At 53.7% G+C, this 16,818-nt stretch carries 17 protein-coding genes and 1 tRNA gene; 3 read left to right on the top strand and 15 right to left on the bottom strand.

The features are described 5' to 3' along the window. Positions 1-3: 3 nt before the first annotated feature. The 3 genes from scpA to ACOOGA_RS18530 are packed head-to-tail and all read right to left on the bottom strand — an operon-like array spanning position 4 to position 4,822. Complete coding sequence (scpA, locus tag ACOOGA_RS18540; protein ID WP_417461781.1) at positions 4-2,157, bottom strand: methylmalonyl-CoA mutase; 2,154 nt, start codon at positions 2,155-2,157, stop codon at positions 4-6. Then, positions 2,154-4,010, bottom strand: coding sequence for a methylmalonyl-CoA mutase family protein (locus ACOOGA_RS18535; RefSeq protein ID WP_417461782.1), 1,857 nt, complete (start codon positions 4,008-4,010; stop codon positions 2,154-2,156). Before ACOOGA_RS18535 ends, scpA begins: the two co-directional genes overlap by 4 nt. A 14-nt stretch (positions 4,011-4,024) precedes the next feature. After that, on the bottom strand, positions 4,025-4,822 hold the full coding sequence (locus ACOOGA_RS18530) for a sulfite exporter TauE/SafE family protein (protein WP_417462111.1): 798 nt from the start codon (positions 4,820-4,822) through the stop codon (positions 4,025-4,027). Between the two features lie 194 nt (positions 4,823-5,016). On the opposite strand from ACOOGA_RS18530, the gene ACOOGA_RS18525 reads away from it, so the two are divergent. Further along, positions 5,017-5,388: a cupin domain-containing protein gene (locus tag ACOOGA_RS18525; RefSeq protein WP_420429192.1), complete on the top strand. Its 372-nt coding sequence runs from the start codon at positions 5,017-5,019 to the stop codon at positions 5,386-5,388. Between the two features lie 49 nt (positions 5,389-5,437). Here the strand turns inward: ACOOGA_RS18525 and ACOOGA_RS18520 are convergent. Together ACOOGA_RS18520 and ACOOGA_RS18515 are read right to left on the bottom strand one after the other, a co-directional pair. Continuing rightward, positions 5,438-5,514: transfer RNA gene (locus ACOOGA_RS18520), tRNA-Pro, on the bottom strand. Between the two features lie 88 nt (positions 5,515-5,602). Further along, entirely contained in the window at positions 5,603-7,192 is a 1,590-nt protein-coding gene (locus ACOOGA_RS18515; RefSeq protein ID WP_417461784.1) for a Rieske (2Fe-2S) protein, read from the bottom strand. 187 nt (positions 7,193-7,379) lie between these two features. Here ACOOGA_RS18515 and ACOOGA_RS18510 point away from each other — a divergent pair, with 187 nt between their 5' ends. Beyond that, positions 7,380-8,009, top strand: a complete 630-nt coding sequence (locus ACOOGA_RS18510; RefSeq protein WP_417461785.1) for a helix-turn-helix transcriptional regulator — start codon at positions 7,380-7,382, stop codon at positions 8,007-8,009. A gap of 14 nt (positions 8,010-8,023) precedes the next feature. Here the strand turns inward: ACOOGA_RS18510 and ACOOGA_RS18505 are convergent, their stop codons facing one another. The 5 genes from ACOOGA_RS18505 to ACOOGA_RS18485 form a co-directional block, all read right to left on the bottom strand. Next, positions 8,024-8,503: a MerR family transcriptional regulator gene (locus ACOOGA_RS18505; protein ID WP_417462112.1), complete on the bottom strand. Its 480-nt coding sequence runs from the start codon at positions 8,501-8,503 to the stop codon at positions 8,024-8,026. 25 nt (positions 8,504-8,528) lie between these two features. After that, positions 8,529-8,819, bottom strand: coding sequence for an integration host factor subunit alpha (locus ACOOGA_RS18500; RefSeq protein WP_417457216.1), 291 nt, complete (start codon positions 8,817-8,819; stop codon positions 8,529-8,531). A 171-nt stretch (positions 8,820-8,990) separates the two neighbouring features. Then, positions 8,991-10,043, bottom strand: coding sequence for a phosphate acyltransferase PlsX (plsX, locus tag ACOOGA_RS18495; RefSeq protein WP_417461786.1), 1,053 nt, complete (start codon positions 10,041-10,043; stop codon positions 8,991-8,993). Between the two features lie 118 nt (positions 10,044-10,161). Further along, on the bottom strand, positions 10,162-10,710 hold the full coding sequence (locus ACOOGA_RS18490; RefSeq protein WP_417461788.1) for a YceD family protein: 549 nt from the start codon (positions 10,708-10,710) through the stop codon (positions 10,162-10,164). 24 nt (positions 10,711-10,734) lie between these two features. After that, entirely contained in the window at positions 10,735-11,289 is a 555-nt protein-coding gene (locus ACOOGA_RS18485; protein WP_417461789.1) for a ubiquinol-cytochrome C chaperone family protein, read from the bottom strand. A gap of 177 nt (positions 11,290-11,466) precedes the next feature. Here ACOOGA_RS18485 and ACOOGA_RS18480 point away from each other — a divergent pair, with 177 nt between their 5' ends. Next, the gene (locus ACOOGA_RS18480; RefSeq protein WP_417461790.1) at positions 11,467-11,958 is read left to right on the top strand and encodes an outer membrane protein assembly factor BamE; all 492 of its coding nucleotides are present in this window, start codon (positions 11,467-11,469) and stop codon (positions 11,956-11,958) included. Positions 11,959-12,033: 75 nt separating this feature from the next. Here ACOOGA_RS18480 and ACOOGA_RS18475 read toward each other — a convergent pair whose 3' ends face one another. The 5 genes from ACOOGA_RS18475 to ACOOGA_RS18455 all read right to left on the bottom strand — a co-directional run bounded on the left by ACOOGA_RS18475 (position 12,034) and on the right by ACOOGA_RS18455 (position 16,809). Then, a complete protein-coding gene (locus tag ACOOGA_RS18475; RefSeq protein ID WP_417461791.1) occupies positions 12,034-14,121 on the bottom strand; it encodes a sodium-translocating pyrophosphatase in 2,088 nt (695 codons plus the stop codon). A 242-nt stretch (positions 14,122-14,363) separates the two neighbouring features. After that, the gene (locus ACOOGA_RS18470) at positions 14,364-14,870 is read right to left on the bottom strand and encodes a hypothetical protein (protein ID WP_417461792.1); all 507 of its coding nucleotides are present in this window, start codon (positions 14,868-14,870) and stop codon (positions 14,364-14,366) included. A 17-nt stretch (positions 14,871-14,887) separates the two neighbouring features. Beyond that, a complete protein-coding gene (thiL, locus tag ACOOGA_RS18465; protein ID WP_417461793.1) occupies positions 14,888-15,847 on the bottom strand; it encodes a thiamine-phosphate kinase in 960 nt (319 codons plus the stop codon). 57 nt (positions 15,848-15,904) lie between these two features. Continuing rightward, on the bottom strand, positions 15,905-16,369 hold the full coding sequence (gene nusB / locus ACOOGA_RS18460) for a transcription antitermination factor NusB (RefSeq protein WP_417461794.1): 465 nt from the start codon (positions 16,367-16,369) through the stop codon (positions 15,905-15,907). Next, entirely contained in the window at positions 16,369-16,809 is a 441-nt protein-coding gene (locus tag ACOOGA_RS18455; protein WP_417461795.1) for a 6,7-dimethyl-8-ribityllumazine synthase, read from the bottom strand. The genes nusB and ACOOGA_RS18455 overlap by 1 nt, the downstream gene beginning before the upstream one ends. Positions 16,810-16,818: the final 9 nt, after the last annotated feature.

Raw genomic sequence — 16,818 nt, 5'->3', positions numbered from 1 at the left:
CTCCTAAGCCACAGCCTGCTCGTAACCGAGCCGCTTGTTGAGTTTCTCAATCAACTCACCAGCCGCGTCGGCAATCACGGTCCCGGGCGGGAAGATAGCCTCCGCCCCCGCTTTATAAAGCGCGTCATAATCCTGTGGCGGGATAACACCACCTGCAACAATCATGATGTCTTCACGGCCAAGCGCCTTCAGCTCCGCCTTAAGGGCTGGTACAAGCGTCAGATGCCCCGCCGCCAGTGAGGAGGCGCCGATGATATGCACATCGTTCTCTACGGCCTGCCTAGCGGCTTCTGCGGGGGTTTGAAACAGCGGGCCGATGTCCACATCGAAGCCGAGGTCTGCAAAAGCAGAAGCAATGACTTTCTGGCCGCGGTCATGGCCATCCTGCCCCATTTTTGCGACAAGGATGCGGGGCCGGCGTCCATCTGCAGCTTCGAACTCATCGACAAGCGCATGAACGCGTTTCACCGCCGGGTTGTTCTTGCCAACTTCTGCCTTATAAACGCCTGTCACAGCCCTGATCTCCGCCTTGTGGCGTCCATAAATTTTCTCAAGCGCGTCGGTAATCTCACCAACAGTGGCTTTAGCTCGTGCCGCATCAATCGCAAGCGCAAGCAGGTTACCCTCGCCTCTTTCCGCTGCATTCGTCAAGGCATCAAGGGTCCGCGCCACGTCATCGCTATCTCGCTCGGCTTTCAGGCGCCTCAGCTTATCAAGCTGCGCAGCCCTTACCGCGCTGTTATCCACCTTCAGGACATCAATGTCCTCAACCTCATCGAGCTGGTACTTATTGACGCCCACAACCGTCTGGCGTCCACTATCGATCCGCGCCTGCGTACGGGCCGCAGCATCCTCGATGCGGAGCTTGGGAATACCGGCCTCAATGGCCTTCGCCATGCCGCCCTGGGCTTCAACTTCCTGAATATGCGCCCATGCTTTAGCAGCGAGCTCCGCTGTCAGTTTTTCTACATAGTAGCTGCCGCCCCAAGGATCGATCACCCGGTTCGAACCGGTTTCCTGCTGAATGAAAAGCTGGGTATTCCGGGCAATGCGGGCTGAGAAATCAGTCGGCAACGCAAGCGCTTCGTCCAATGCGTTCGTGTGCAAGCTTTGCGTGTGCCCGTGCGCAGCTGCAAAAGCCTCAATGCACGTACGGCTGATGTTATTGTATACATCTTGAGCAGTCAGTGACCAGCCTGAGGTCTGGCAATGGGTACGTAAGGAGAGTGATTTGGGATTCTTCGGCTCAAACTGCTTCACGAGCTTGGCCCACAGCATGCGCGCAGCACGCATTTTGGCCACTTCCATGAAATAATTCATGCCAATTGCCCAAAAGAAGCTGAGACGCGGAGCAAAAGCATCCACGTCCATGCCAGCTTCAATGCCAGCCCGGATATATTCCACACCATCAGCTAGCGTATATGCCAGCTCAAGATCAGCCGTCGCACCCGCTTCCTGCATGTGATAGCCGGAGATGGAGATCGAGTTGAACTTAGGCATATTCTCTGACGTATAGGAGAAGATGTCGGAAATGATCCGCATGGAAGGCGTGGGCGGGAATATATAGGTGTTCCGCACCATAAATTCTTTGAGAATGTCGTTCTGGATTGTGCCCGCAAGCTTGTCTGGGCTCACACCCTGCTCCTCAGCTGCAACAACATAGAGCGCAAGAATGGGCAAAACAGCGCCATTCATGGTCATTGAAACAGACATCTGATCAAGCGGGATACCGCTAAAAAGCGTGCGCATGTCATAAATGCTGTCAATCGCCACCCCTGCCATGCCCACATCGCCGACCACGCGCGGATGGTCACTGTCATAACCCCGGTGCGTAGCAAGATCGAATGCTACCGAAAGGCCCTTCTGGCCAGCAGCCAGATTGCGGCGGTAAAAGGCGTTGCTGTCTTCCGCCGTTGAAAAACCTGCATATTGCCGGATCGTCCAGGGCCTTTGCACATACATCGTCGGGTAAGGCCCCCTCAGGAAAGGCGCGATACCCGGCCGGGTATCAAGGAAATCGAGGTCTTTGACATCGTCTGCGTCGTAGCTTGGCTTCAGGCTTATGCCTTCGGGCGTTAGCCAATCGCTGTCCGAACGGGCGGCCTCATTCGCAACAGCCTTAAAGGGAACTTGGGTAAAGTCAGGGATGCGGCTCATGACTTGCCTCCCAAAAGCTCATAGGCACGGGTAAGAGTGTCCAGCACGTCACAGCCCATATAGATCATTTCACCTACTCCTGCGGCCTCCAGTTTTGTTGGGTCGCTCGGCCGACCGGCCAGATATATACGGCTACAGCCAGCCTCAATCAGCGCCTCTGCAGCTTCCAGTCCCAAACTTTCATACTGAGCGTCAGAACCGCAGATCACCGCAAAAGGTGCCTCACTTGATGAATAGGCGGCCTTCAATGACGCCATGTCTTCAAATCCCTCACTCGGGATGGCTTCGATACCGCCTGCTTCAAAAAAGCTTCTGGCAAATGTGGCGCGAGCGGTAAAGTCGGCGGGGCTTCCCAAGCCCGCGATAAAGACGCGTGGGCGCATGCCGCCTTCTTCCAGCATGGCGTCACTCTTCAGGCGCAACACTTCAAACTCCTCTGCCAAACGATGAAACGGCAGTGGTGCGAGTGTTTCGCCTGCAGCCGGAATCTGAGAAGGAAGTGCGGGTTGTGGGCCGACATCCTTAAGGGGTTTTTCGTTAACATCAGGGAACTCAGATACCCCAGTGATAGCGTCCTTGCGCTTTGCGATATTCGAGCGACGCTCGCGCCATGACGCCTCAATATCTTTCACGAACGATCCTGATTTTAACACTGGCAATACGCCACCTTCAGATTCAATTTTCTGAAATAAACCCCATGCCTTATCGCATATCTCTGAAGTAAAAGATTCAATAGCGTAAGAGCCAGCCGCCGGGTCTGCCATGCGCGAGAGGCTGCTTTCATCCGATAAGATGATCTGGATATTTCGGGCAATCCGGCGCGCTGACCGGCCACTCATACCCAGTAGCGTATCATGGGGCAGAACCGTGATCGCGTTTGCCCCGCCCACACCTGCAGCGAAACACGCGGCTGTGCCGCGCAGAACATTCACCCACGGGTCCTTGATGGTCAGCATCCTCAGGCTGGTAACAGCATTGATGCGTATGCCCGTGCCACTATCAGCGCCACAGCTTTCAACCACACGGGCCCAAAGCCTGCGCGCGGCACGAAATTTCGCGATCCCGATAAAGATATCCGCGTCGGCAGCCAGGGTCATCTCAACCGCAGCAGCGGCCGCCTGCACAGACATGCCTGCCGTCACCATTGCTCTCAAATACGAAACACCTGTCGCCAGCATCATCGCAAGTTCTTGCGCTTCTGTTGCACCGGCAATGTGATAAACACTCGCATCCACGTTAAAGGTTTTAATATCTTGGTAGGCGGTGTCAGATAGACGAGCCGCGATATTTGCAGCTTTCTCAAGCGCAATTTCAGCTTTGTCCTTCAGCCTGCCTGTTTGGGCAAGTGTCCCCAGCGGGTCCACGCCGAGAGTACCATTATATTCGGTGCCACCGTGCCCATCTGACTTGATAAGGCCTAACATGGCTTCCGCCACCTCTTCGAACTCCTCGCCAGGCATCAACTGAAAACGAGCCATATTTAGGTAAACACCGCTCAGCGCAGCATCCAAATCGCCAACCGCAAGACCCGGGAATGCGCCTGCCTGCATGCGGACAGCGAATGCGCTCGCACCGCGCTCGAGGTCTTCGAGAATTTCAGCATTCACCCGCGCAGGATCATCGCTCCAATGCGGTGCTGTAATAAGCCACTCGCCATTTCGGGACGCAGGATGCGCTTCAATACGTGCGTTATCGCGAGTATATAGTGCTTCAATCGCGATGCCGTCGTAGGTTTTGCTACGCATGACCTTGTCAAACGGCTTGCCAGCCAGCGCCTTCTCCACCAATGCCATCCATTGGGCGTCATCGGCGTGAGGGAAGTCTGCGGCAAGGTTCAGTTGTTTATCAGCCATCTTAATCCCTTTACTCAAACAGCGGTGACGAGCCGCGCGGTCGCCAAAACAAGAAATAACCCGAAAGCAATGCTCAAAAGACGCTTCGGCAAACGATGGGCCACTTTAGCACCAACTGGCGCCATAATCACGGCGGCAATGGCCACAACCACAGCAGACGGCAGGTGGATGAAACCAGCAGAACCCGCAGGCATGCCCTCAACATTCCAGCCACCGAATAGGTACCCGAAACCGGCAGAAACACTGATCACTAGCCCTGCCAGAGCCGCCGTACCAACGGCGCGATGAATGGGAACACCGTAAAGCGTCATGTAGGGGACAGAGAAACTGCCGCCACCAATACCCATCACCGCTGAGAAAAAGCCGATAAGCCCCGGCCCAAAAAACCGCAAAATACCGTTTGGCAGTGTCTCGCCAATGCGCCACCGATCCAGCGGCAGTAACATCTTGGCGGCAAGGAAGGCCGCGAGCGTCGCAAAAAAATAAACCAGTTCCACGGTTTTCAGGGTTTTGGCAAAAAAGCTACCCAATATGGCGCCTATCGCAATGGCCCACCACCAGTCTCTAACAATCGCCCAATCCACCCCACCCTTGCGGTTATGCGCCCAAACGCTTGAAAGGTTGGTGGCAATAATGATGGTGAGAGACGTGGCAATCGCGACATGCATGCGCCATTCAAGTGGCACATCAATTTCTGCATAGACAAGAAAGAGCGCCGGGATCGTAACGATACCGCCACCAATACCCAACAGGCCAGCCAGAAAGCCCGCAACAAGTCCCGCACCAATAAGCGGTAAGCTATGCAACAACACCTGTTCCAAGTGGCCTTCCCTCCCTCTAACACAGATCACACTTTTTGTGCAGCGCGATAACGTTTGCCGCACTTTAGTGCAGTGCAGCAAAATCGCAAGAGAGAAAGGTTATGCTGTTTCGGATGTAGAAATTCGCGAACGACTAACTATATTCCCCTGCAGGGGTTCATCAACAATAACTCTAACAAGGAACTATGATGAACTACGATTACGACATCGTACGACAGCCCCTGCATCAAGGGCTGGACAAAATATCCATCGCCAGCGCCAAGAAACTCGGTGATCCTTCATATTTCAATCGCACACTGTGCTCCGTCAATGAAACTGCGGTACGCATCAGCGTATTCCTGGGCGAATTTCACTGGCACGCCCATGAAAATGAAGACGAATTCTTCTTTGTGCTCGAAGGTGAACTCGAGCTAGAGATCGAAGGGCAAGATCCCATAATTCTAAAACCGCAAGAAGGGGTGGTCGTGCCGCGCGGTGTACGGCATTGCCCCAAAGCGCCAGGCGGTGTGGTTCTTCTGATGGTGGAACCGACAGCAGTAGTGTCTACGGGCAACTAGATCGGAAAAGAAAAACCGCTGCATCCACATGGACGCAGCGGTCTCTTTATGGTCGGGAAGACAGGATTTGAACCTGCGACCCCCACACCCCCAGTGTGATGCGCTACCAGGCTGCGCTACTTCCCGATGATAAGATGGTGTTCCATCAGGGGTTTGGGTGGCGCGGACTATAGCCTTGGCATATCTGGCACGCAACCAGCTTTTTCCAAAAAAATCACCCTTCCCGTTGCACGGTCTCATATGCCTGAAACGCGGTCCGGGCCGCATGCCGTTTTCGCAATGGGCTCGACAGATATCGGTTCAAGGCAGCAAGGACCAATTCACCCGTCTCTGCTTTCACGAGACCAACAAGCTTTTCGCACGCAAGGATCATCTTCAACCTGTGTACCGCAAAAATATACTCCCCCTCATCCATGTCGAAGAGACGGGTTTTATGGGTCTGCAAGAATTTATCTGGATCATCAACTTTCCAGACTTTTATATCTTCTTCCCCGAGGAACGGTTTATTGCGCCCCACAAAACATGCGAGTTGCATCAAACCGGATTGCCATAGCGCCTCATCGCCTGATGCGTGGTGATGCACCGCTTCCGCGAAGGTCAGCGCATGGGTAAAATCAAGCCAGCCGATATTCTTTGCTATCGGTTGCTGCACGCCATTCTGCTTCTCGATGTCAAAATGCAGCATATTGAGGGCGCAAGCCGCCACAAGTGCGTCCCACGTATCCCGCTTGATCGCTGAGGAGGCCGCAGTGAGCGCCATGACATGCCGCACACTCTGGCCTGACAAGTTTTCTGCGGCAGGAACAGGGGCCTGCCCTGGCTCCAGTTTGAGATAATCGGAAAAACCACGAAACTCAGGGATGAGGTCTTCCCTTGCGGCCAAACACAAGTAGCGTGCTATTTGCAACGAAAGCGTCTTGCTTACCTCCTCACCCAACCGGCCAATCAACTGCTCAGCCTTCATGATATAAATGGCAGGATGCCCGAACCCGGCATAGTGGTTGAACACCACCTTGAGGAACAAGGGCTTAAGGTCATCAAAACCAAGCTCCGCACCATACGCCGCGCTTACGAGCGCTAGGGCCAGAGGCTGGTCCATCGCCTCAATGGCAACAACAAGCTGGTCCGGGTTCCAGTTAACCTTGCCGCCTTCCGTCGCTGGCCTCGCACTATACATACCGTCGTAGGAAAAATGGCCAAGCGCTTCGAGCAGGGCGACAGGCCGCTCCGCCGGATACTCATCAGTCATATCCAGCCAATCCACCAGGCCAGCATGAGCGTGCCCAATGCCGCGCTCGAACTTCGGCAGGCTCCAGTTGATGATAAAGCTTGCGAGCTCGTTCACCTCCACACCCGCCACGTCAAGCCGCGCTATTGAGCGGGCTATGCGGGAATAATCATGCTCCGCGACTGCTTCATCAAGTTCTAGGAACGCTTTTTGGCGGCGCGCCTCAATAGGCTCGGGTGTTAGGTCTACCCAGATATTCTCCCCGCGGCGCTCGATGGGGTAGGTTTTCACCGCATCCCTGCCCTGTATCGCCTTGCCCGACTTCAAATCAAACGTCCACCCGTGCCAGTTGCAGGCGAGTTGACAGTTTTTCTTCAGGCTACCCTCGACAAGAGGATAGCCCTCATGCGGACACCGGTTGTAGATAGCATAGAGGCCGGATTCCGTCTCAAAGAGCGCGATCTGCCGACCGTCATGCTTTATGACAGCGCGACCTTTCTCTTTAAGGTCCGGAAAGCGACCCAGATTGACAAAACCTTCATCGTCGGCAGTGATTTTTCCGTTTTGCGCACCCATTTATCTTCTCCTCGCTTGCGTAACTCGGCCCTGATTTCGCTGTATTCGATCCATGCGAGTTCACGATTCATCGTGGCCTCCTTTTTCTAAAGAAATTTATTTAATAAATGTCATATATGATGCAGCTTGATTTATGCAATATATTTCTTTAGAAAAAGGCAATTGTAGTTTTAAAGTGAAAGCACCAATGGGAACCACACGCGAAACCATCCTGACTGAATTGAAACGACGTGGGCATGCCCGTGCTGATGATCTGGCCAAAACGCTTGATCTGACAGCTATGGCGGTACGGCAACATTTGTATCAACTGCAGGACGAAGGTGCTGTTGTGTGTTGCACAAGCCCAAGCGGTCGTGGGCGCCCGGCAAAACATTGGGAATTAACGGAAAAGGCTGACGTCTATTTCCCGGATGCGCATCGCGAGCTCTCTCTCGACCTTATTGAAAGCATCCGCACACTTATGGGTAAAGAAGCGCTTGATAAGCTTGTCGCGCACCGGACAGAGAAACAAGGCGAACGCTATCGCGCTGCCATTGGTGACGGAACACCGCTCAAAGCGCAGCTGCAAGCAATCGCCAAGGAACGCAGCCGCGAAGGATACATGGCGGAGGTACGTGAGGCTGGAGACGGAGACTTCCTGTTACTGGAGAATCACTGCCCGGTGTGCGAAGCAGCAAAAGCCTGTAGCGGCCTGTGCCACAAGGAACTGAGCCTTTTTCAAGACCTGATGAAAGACAAAGCAACGGTCGAACGAGAAGAACATATCCTCTCCGGCGCCCGGCGCTGTGCGTATCGTATACATCCAAATTCAGATTAATCGATAATTAGCTTCTAGCTCAAACGGGCCCGGATAGCTTTCAGCTCTGAAAGCAGTTCCTTGAGCACCTCTTGCTCTGCACCAATATCACAGGCTGGCTCTGTGTTATCGCTGTCGTCCGCGCTTTTTTGCTCAGGTACTGGCTCAGTGCTGGTTGTGGTCGCGGAAGTCGCACCAATGTCATCCTCAAGGCCTAATGCTTGTGCGACGGTTGAACGTAGCCCCTGCGCCTTGAAAAGCTTCTGCACACCTTTGATCGTATAACCATCCGAATGCAGTAGAGCCTTGATCGCCCGCAACAGCACAACATCGTCCGGCCGATAATATCGGCGGTTGCCACCACGCTTCAACGGCTTGATTTGTGAAAACTTGCTTTCCCAAAAGCGCAGAACGTGCTGCGGCAGATCAAGCTCGTCCGCAACTTCAGAAATTGTCCGAAACGCCTCGCGACCCTTCTCGCCGCGCGGTCTATCCTGACCGTCGTCTGCTGGCATACTCACGCCCTACCCCTCCTGCACATCAAGCGTTGATGTGATCTTTCATCACTTGGCTTGGGCGGAAGACAAGAACCCTGCGCGGGTCGATTGGCACTTCTTCACCAGTTTTTGGGTTACGGCCCATACGGCCATTTTTCTGGCGCACCAGAAAGCTGCCAAAAGAGGAAATCTTGACGTTTTCCCCCGCAACCAGGCAATCAGAAACCTCACCGAGAACGGCTTCAACGAGGTCGGCAGACTCGTTTCGCGAGAGGCCTACCTCTTCATAAACCGCTTCTGTCAGGTCTGCACGGGTAAGTGTTTTTTCACTCATATCTGCCTCCGCTGCGTGTACGCCCCTGAGGTCGGAATGGGGCTCTAGCTAAAAAGGCTAGTCGAAGCGAAGCGGGCTGTCAATCTAACAGCAAGCGTTTAGCCTTTATTTTGAATGGTTTACAGACCTTCGTTGACACAAAACGAGACATTTTCACCACAAATGTAGCATTTATGCCGCGCCGACGGTCTCTGCATCCGTTGAATCTGCAGGGATTTGCTCAAGGTCTTCGCTGATGAGGCGAATCAGATCATTCTGCGCCATATCGATTGCGGAGGTCACCGCAGAAGCAAAACCGTGCGCATTCGCACCACCATGGCTTTTCATCACCAGCCCATTGAGCCCAAGGAAAACACCGCCATTATGGTTGTTGGGATCAAGATGGTCCCGAAGCGAACGCAAACCGTGCCGGGACAAGAGATACCCAAGCTTGGTGGAAATAGAGGACCGGAACGCACGACCAAGTAATTCCGTCATCAGGCGCGCTGTTCCTTCCGCCATCTTGAGCGCCACATTGCCTGTGAAGCCGTCTGTAACCACAACATCAACAACGCCTGCCCCGATATCGTTGCCTTCAACAAAACCTGTGAACTGGAGTGGCAAGTGCTCAGAGGCACGAAGCACCTCCGCCGCCGCACGAATACTGTCTTTGCCCTTGAGATCCTCAACACCTACGTTCAGGAGCGCGACTGTAGGGTTTGAGAGCCCGAGCACGGTACGGACGTAGGCCGCGCCCATAATTGCAAACTGCACAAGGTTGTTGGCGTCGCATTCCACATTTGCGCCGAGATCAAGCATCACACTTTCACCCCGCAATGTTGGTAGCGGTGAGGTTAGTGCAGGCCGGTCAATACCCGGCATGGTCCGCAGGATAAACTTGGCAAGTGCCATCAGCGCCCCTGTGTTCCCGGCCGATATTGCAACATCAGCTGACCCATCTTTCACAGCCTGCAACGCAAGCCCCATGGACGAATTTCGGCCACGCCGAAGCGCCTGAGATGGCTTCATGTCGCTGGTGACGACATCATCGGTATGGAACACTTCACTGGCTGCGCTCAGTTCTTTATGAGCCTCAAGAAGCGGTTTTATCCGCGCCTCATCACCATAAATGTGAAAACGAGTTCCTGGAAATAGTGTGCGCGCCTGCGCGATGCCTTCAATGACCATGTCTGGTGCATGGTCGCCCCCCATGGCATCGACTGCGATCGTTACTTCTTTTGCCACGAATTATTATCCAATCTCAAACGTTGGCCCGTGTCTTTATTATACGTGAGATGTGACAGGTAACAAACCTGACACAATTACCCTACTTGGGCAGACCATAGCGAATTTAACAGCTACTTCAAGATTCGTCGCGTAGCTTCTCAAGAACAGCAAACGGGTTCGGTCGCTTTTCTTCGGGCTCGTTTACGGAGATTCCCTCTTTATTATCAAGGCTTAGCTCTATACCTTTAGCTCTTGGATACGGGTCCATATTGATTGAAAGTGTTTGTGCGATGATCTCGCCGAGAGGGATTTCCTTGCCCTCAAGAGCATCATATTCCGGTGCGTTTGGATCAAGATAAACTTCTTCTTCGTCCATACGGTCAGCCATCTCTGGGTCAACCAGCATCAGGGTAAACTCTGTCTCAAGCTCTTCCGCCACAGGCTCAAGCGTCACCACACAGCGCTGGGTCAACGCAGCTCTAAGCGTGCCAGATATAAAAATACCTTGGGCTTCGCCGCGGTCCTTGACCTCAAAATCCGCCCGAAAGCCCGCGATATCGACGAGATCAAACCGTTCCGTTAATGTAGCGCGCTCTGCCTCACTTGCTTCAAAGCTATAGGCTCGGCCTGTGCGTTCTACCTCGTCCACAGTCAGGACAAAACCGAGGGAAATTTTACTGCTCATGTTCTTATCCTTCCGAACTGTCTATCAAGTCCCTGAAACACCCAAGCTAGCCTCGGGAGCGGGGAATTCAAATACTACTTCTTGCATCTCACTGAGCCCACAGGCCTGCAAACCCTCATGGGCAGCCAGCATATAGGCTGCCATATGAGGCGCCTTTGAGGCCTCTTCCCGCTTATACAGGTTGCGCCGAATGGCCTCTGTTAGCGCGCCCTGCACATCTTCTTCCTCAAGTGCGGCACCATATGCCTTTAGGCGCCCAAACCAGGCAACACCCATTTTTTTGACCTCACGGCCAATACCCATGTCACCCACGCCCATCTCACGAAGCGAGCGGTCCATGTCTGCAATCATCGCTTCTTGTAACTGCTGCCGCAGTTTTGCTGTCTCGCTGCCGTCTTTTCCAAGGCGGTTCTGAATCAGGAACATATGCATGAGGATCATGTCGAAACGACCATCGAGCGTATCCTCGACTTCAAAGTCCGTATAAAAGGCCGGATGACGTGCCTGTTCAACAAGCTTGCTATACAGTTTATACGCAATCTTTTTACTCGCCATACCTGCGAACAAACGCCCAAACATGTCCTGTCCTCCAAATCGCCGTAATCTGCTTTTAAGGCAAAAACAGCCCACTATTGGTGTGCGCCGAGCTGATAAATCGCCGTGGCTCTAACACGGAGCCTTGCGCCATGCAATGGTGGCGGTTATTAAGGCAGTGGCAAGTTTTGATCCGCAAGCGACGGAAAGTAGGTTTACACGATGACGACACGATTTAAAGCCCGCACTTCTACCCCTGTTTTACTGTGCGTTGCAGCGGGCTTGGCCCTTTCTGCCTGTGGTAATGGCCGCATGGTCCGCGGCTATGTTTTTGACAAACAGCTCGCTGACGCCATCCAGCCAGGCGTTGATAACCGGCAGTCGGTAGAATCAACGCTAGGCACCCCAACCGTTCGCGCGGCCTTTGATGAGAACAGATGGTATTATGTGTCAACCACGGTTCGCGTACGCCCTGTCTTCTGGCCCGACCCGAAAGAACACCGCGTGATGGCTGTTGCTTTTAATGACAAAGGTGTCGTTACCGACGTTGAAAACTTTGATCTCAGCCATATGCGTAGTGTTGACCCTGTAGGCGATAAAACGCCGACGCGCGGCCGTGACCTCAATTTCTTCCAGCAGATTTTCGGTAACGTTGGGCGATTCTCTGGCTCCGCCCCTGTTGGTTCCGGCCCAACCCGCGGCCCGAACGGCTAATCGCCTCGCATAAATCAGCAATAGAAAAAGCCCCGGCAAAACCGGGGCTTTCTTGTTTGGGCATATGCCCTGACTTTAGTGCGCCAGCATCGCCAGCAGCAGCAGTGCCACGATGTTCGTGATCTTGATCATCGGGTTCACAGCCGGGCCCGCAGTATCCTTGTATGGGTCACCAACGGTATCACCGGTCACTGCAGCTTTATGAGCCTCAGAACCTTTACCACCGTGGTTGCCATCCTCGATATATTTCTTCGCGTTATCCCACGCACCGCCACCTGCGGTCATGGAAAGCGCCACAAAGAGGCCGCCAACGATCACACCAAGAAGGAGCGCGCCGAGGGCTGCAAACGCAGCTCCCTGCCCTGCAATAGCGTTGATCACATAGTAGATGATGATCGGTGCCGCCACAGGCAGAAGGCTCGGAACTACCATTTCCTTGATTGCCGCTTTGGTCAAAAGGTCTACTGACCGTGCATAATCAGGCTTGGAGGTGCCCGCCATGATACCTGGATTTTCACGGAATTGAGCCCGAACCTCTTCAACAACCGCACCACCTGCACGACCAACAGCCATCATACCCATGGCGCCGAACAGATACGGCAACAAAGCACCGATAAACAGCCCGACGACCACATAGGGGTTGGATAGGCCGAAATCGACCTCCACATGGCTGAAGTAGGTATTAAGGTCAGCTGTATAAGCGCCGAAGAGCACAAGTGCAGCGAGACCAGCAGAACCGATAGCATAGCCTTTGGTTACCGCTTTTGTGGTGTTACCAACAGCGTCCAGCGCATCTGTACGGCCACGGACTTCATCGTCAAGACCGGCCATTTCCGCAATACCGCCCGCGTTGTCGGTAACCGGGCCGTAAGCGTCAAGAGCCACAACCATACCCGCAAGTGCAAGCATTGCTGTTGCCGCGAAACCAAGGCCAAGGATACCTGCAAAGTTATAGGCAACGATGATGCCCGCGCAGATAACAATGGCAGGCAGCGCCGTTGCTTCCATGGATACAGCAAGCCCCTGGATAACGTTTGTACCGTGGCCCGTCTCAGATGCTTTCGCAATAGACCGTACCGGGCGATACTCTGTGCTGGTATAATACTCCGTAATCCAGATGATCAGACCCGTTACCACGAGGCCCACGAGACCGCAGTAATAAAGAGCTTTACCGGTGAACACCGTAGCGCCTGCCATAAACTCTTTGTCCATGGCACCGCCAAGTGCCCAATCCATAGCAAACCACATGACAATCGCTGAGGTAACAGCGGTCACAACAAAGCCCTTATAAAGCGCACCCATGATGGACTGGCTTTTACCAAGCTTCACAAAGAAGGTGCCAAGAATAGAGGTCAGGATACAAGCGCCACCAATGATAAGCGGCAACTGCATGATCTCTGCGGCCCCAGACGCAATGAACAGTGCCGACAGCACCATTGTTGCACCAATGGTCACCACATAGGTCTCAAAGAGATCAGCCGCCATGCCTGCACAGTCACCAACGTTGTCACCAACGTTATCAGCAATAACTGCGGGGTTACGCGGATCATCCTCTGGGATACCGGCTTCTACCTTGCCAACAAGGTCTGCACCTACGTCAGCGCCTTTGGTAAAGATACCGCCGCCGAGACGAGCAAAGATGGAAATCAGCGACGCACCAAACCCGAGCGACACCAAACCATCAATCACCGGACGTGCTGTCGGCTCAATACCCATTGGGCCAATCAAAATATAATAATAGCCCGCAACCGCGAGAAGCGCGAGGCCCGCAACGAGCATCCCGGTGACTGCACCAGAACGGAACGCCAAGGTCAGGCCTTGCTGCAAGCCAACACTGGCCGCTTGCGTCGTGCGTACGTTGGCTTTCACAGAGATCAGCATGCCAATATAGCCTGCTACACCGGAAAGCACCGCACCGATAACAAAACCAAGCGTGGCAAGCATGCCTAGCGCGAGGAACAAGCCAATCGCAACCACAACACCAACAACGGCGATAGTTTTATATTGCCTGTTCAGATAGGCCTGCGCGCCTTCCTGAATGGCTTTGGCGATTTCCTGCATTTTTTCGCTGCCCGCGTCGGCAGCTAGAATAGACTGACGCGTCACAATACCGTAAAGGACGGCCGCAACACCGCATCCAAGCGCGGCGTACAATACTACCATGGGATATTCCCTCCCTAAAACGAACCCAATAGCTCAGGCTTCTACAGGCGGCGATACTCCCCTACAAAAACCGCCCAGCCCTCTTCATTCTAGGCAAACCCCTTACTCCTGACTAACTCGTGACTAGACAGGGTGGCCATCACCAACCTTAGGAAGCAAAACCAAAGCTTGCAACCGCCAAAAGCAATGCTCATGGCGGTGGCGGTATGTTCACAATCATTTTCTGGCGGAAAGTGGCGCTTCTAACGGTTCAGGCGCATAGCATTTTTTACAAGCACTGCCTCAACAACACCCGGCCCCAAGACCTCATTAGCTTTGGCTTGCAAGACTTTACCAACCTTGTCGACGTCAAGTTCAAGAGGCGAATCTTCGCGCATCAGGTCAGCGCGAGAGATGGCAGATACAAAAGCGTGCTGAAGCTGAGTTTCTGCGCGGCGCACCGCAATCTGGCGGTCCTCACCACGTACTTGCACCACAAGATCAATGAAATAGTTACCAAGGAAGCGTGCTCCCGAATCGGATTTAGAGTATAGCGGCACCGCGACACGCTCAAAATCAACAGATAGGACTGGTCCCTTCGGCGCCTTCTTCACTTCTTCCTTCTGGGTGTCTGTGTTCCCAGCAGTATTTTTGGAGTAATAGTACCCAAGGCCCCCGCCTAGGGCCAAACCGCCTAATAGTCCCAGTATAAGAAGCACCTTGCCCGAACCACCACCTTGCGGCTCCATTGCGCTTGGATCTTGTGCCATATCTGCGCCTTTATCCCTTATGTTTCAAAATGTTGAAAGCCTGAACGCCCAGTGTGCACCAGCTTACCGTTTTGATCAACAAGACGAACACCTGCCTTTTCTGTTACACAGCCAATGGCGGCCAACGGTACGCCTAAGCTCGCGCATAGGGATTCAATATCGTCTTGCTTTGACTGATCGGCCGTGAACACTAGTTCATAGTCATCACCGCCCGAGTAGATGCAACTTTCAAGCTCAGGTGCCAAAGCAAGCAATTCCCGAACCGTCGGTGAACGCGGTATTTCAGCTAGATTGACGTCTGCACCAACACCTGAAGCCGCTGTGATATGCCCGAGATCGGCAAGAAGCCCGTCTGAAATGTCCGCACAGGCGTTAGCAAATGATGCGAGTTCTATACCGAGCGCCGTGCGTGCTTCAGGGTACCGATAGCGCGCGATTAAGCACTCATCCGGTTCTATCTCTTCTTCAAGGCATTTCAGGCCCAACGCAGCGTCGCCCAACGCGCCAGTTACAAAGACAAGGTCGCCAACTTGTGCGCTGGACCTGCGAAGCATGCGCCCCTCAGGCACCGTACCCATCGCGGTAATTGACACAGTGACACCGCTCAGGCTGCGTGTCGTGTCACCACCCGCAAGCCGTATGCCGCTTTGGTCCTGTAGCTTTGCCAAAGCATCCGAAAATTCCGCTAACCATTCATCGCTGACATCGCTTGGAAGGCTGAGACCGAGGAAATAATGCTTTGGCATTGCGCCTTTTGCCGCAAGGTCAGAAAGACTTGCCACAAGAGACTTGTGGGCGATACTGCTTGCCGGGTCATCACCGAAAAAGTGCACGCCTTCAACGAGCATGTCTTTGGTGACAATGAGATCAAAACCGGGCTCAACCCTCAGGCAAGCTGCATCGTCCCCCAGCCCCAGCCCTTCCGGGCCAGCTAGCGGGGAAAAATACCGATGAATGAGATCAAATTCGTTCGCCATGCCACCTCTGGTGGCTGGTCACCATAGGTTCTCCAGCCAGATCACACGCGAATAGCTTTAACGAACAGCCTTCGCGATCTTGTCGAGAACGCCGTTTACAAATGATGCTTCCGTACGTTCATAAAACGCGTGCGCCACATCAACATATTCATTGATGATCACCGCGGTCGGCACGTCAGGGCGCGCGATAAGCTCATAGGTGCCCGCACGCAGGATCGCCCGGACGATTGCCTCAATGCGCTCAAGCGACCAATCTTTCGACAGGCATGGCTTGATGGCATCATTCAACTCATCAAGGCGTTGCCAAGCACCTTCCACAATGTCCGCAAAAAGGTCAGCGTCTGCATCCACATACTGCTCACCTTCGATCTCAGCACCAAGGCGGTGACGAATATACTCCTCGATCACCATCTTAATCTTGGGCTCGTCAGACATTTCAAGCTGATAGAGCGCCTGAACAGCGCCAAGGCGCGCTGCGCTTCTTGGGCCGCCAGTTATATTCTTTTTACGGCGTTCAGCCATTATAAAACTCCAAACTCTTTTTTAAAGCCAACCATGGCCAGCGCGGCTTCTGCAGCTCCTGCGCCCTTGTTTTTGTCGCTGCGGTTCGCGCGTGCCCAAGCTTGCTTATCGTCTTCCACGGTCAATATACCGTTACCAATAGCGAGGTTGTGTTTGAGAGCAAGGTCCTGAAGGCCACGCGCGCTTTCGCCACACACATAGTCATAGTGCGTGGTCTCGCCCCGAATGACGCAGCCAAGTGCCACATACCCATCAAAGGAGACTTTTTCGCCAGCATGCGCAAATTTGATCGCCGCCGGTATCTCAAGCGCACCGGGTACAGCAACCCGTTCCCAGGTGGCGCCCGCGGCTTCAATCGCCTCGATAGCGCCAGCAGCCATTTCATTGGCCAAGTCTTCATAGAACCGCGCTTCAACAATCAATATGTGGGGCGATGCCATACTCAATTC

Source organism: Kordiimonas sp., assembly GCF_965216265.1.
GTDB lineage: Bacteria > Pseudomonadota > Alphaproteobacteria > Sphingomonadales > Kordiimonadaceae > Kordiimonas.
Note: the sequence above shows the minus strand (reverse complement) of the source record. Positions and strands in the feature narration are given on the sequence as shown.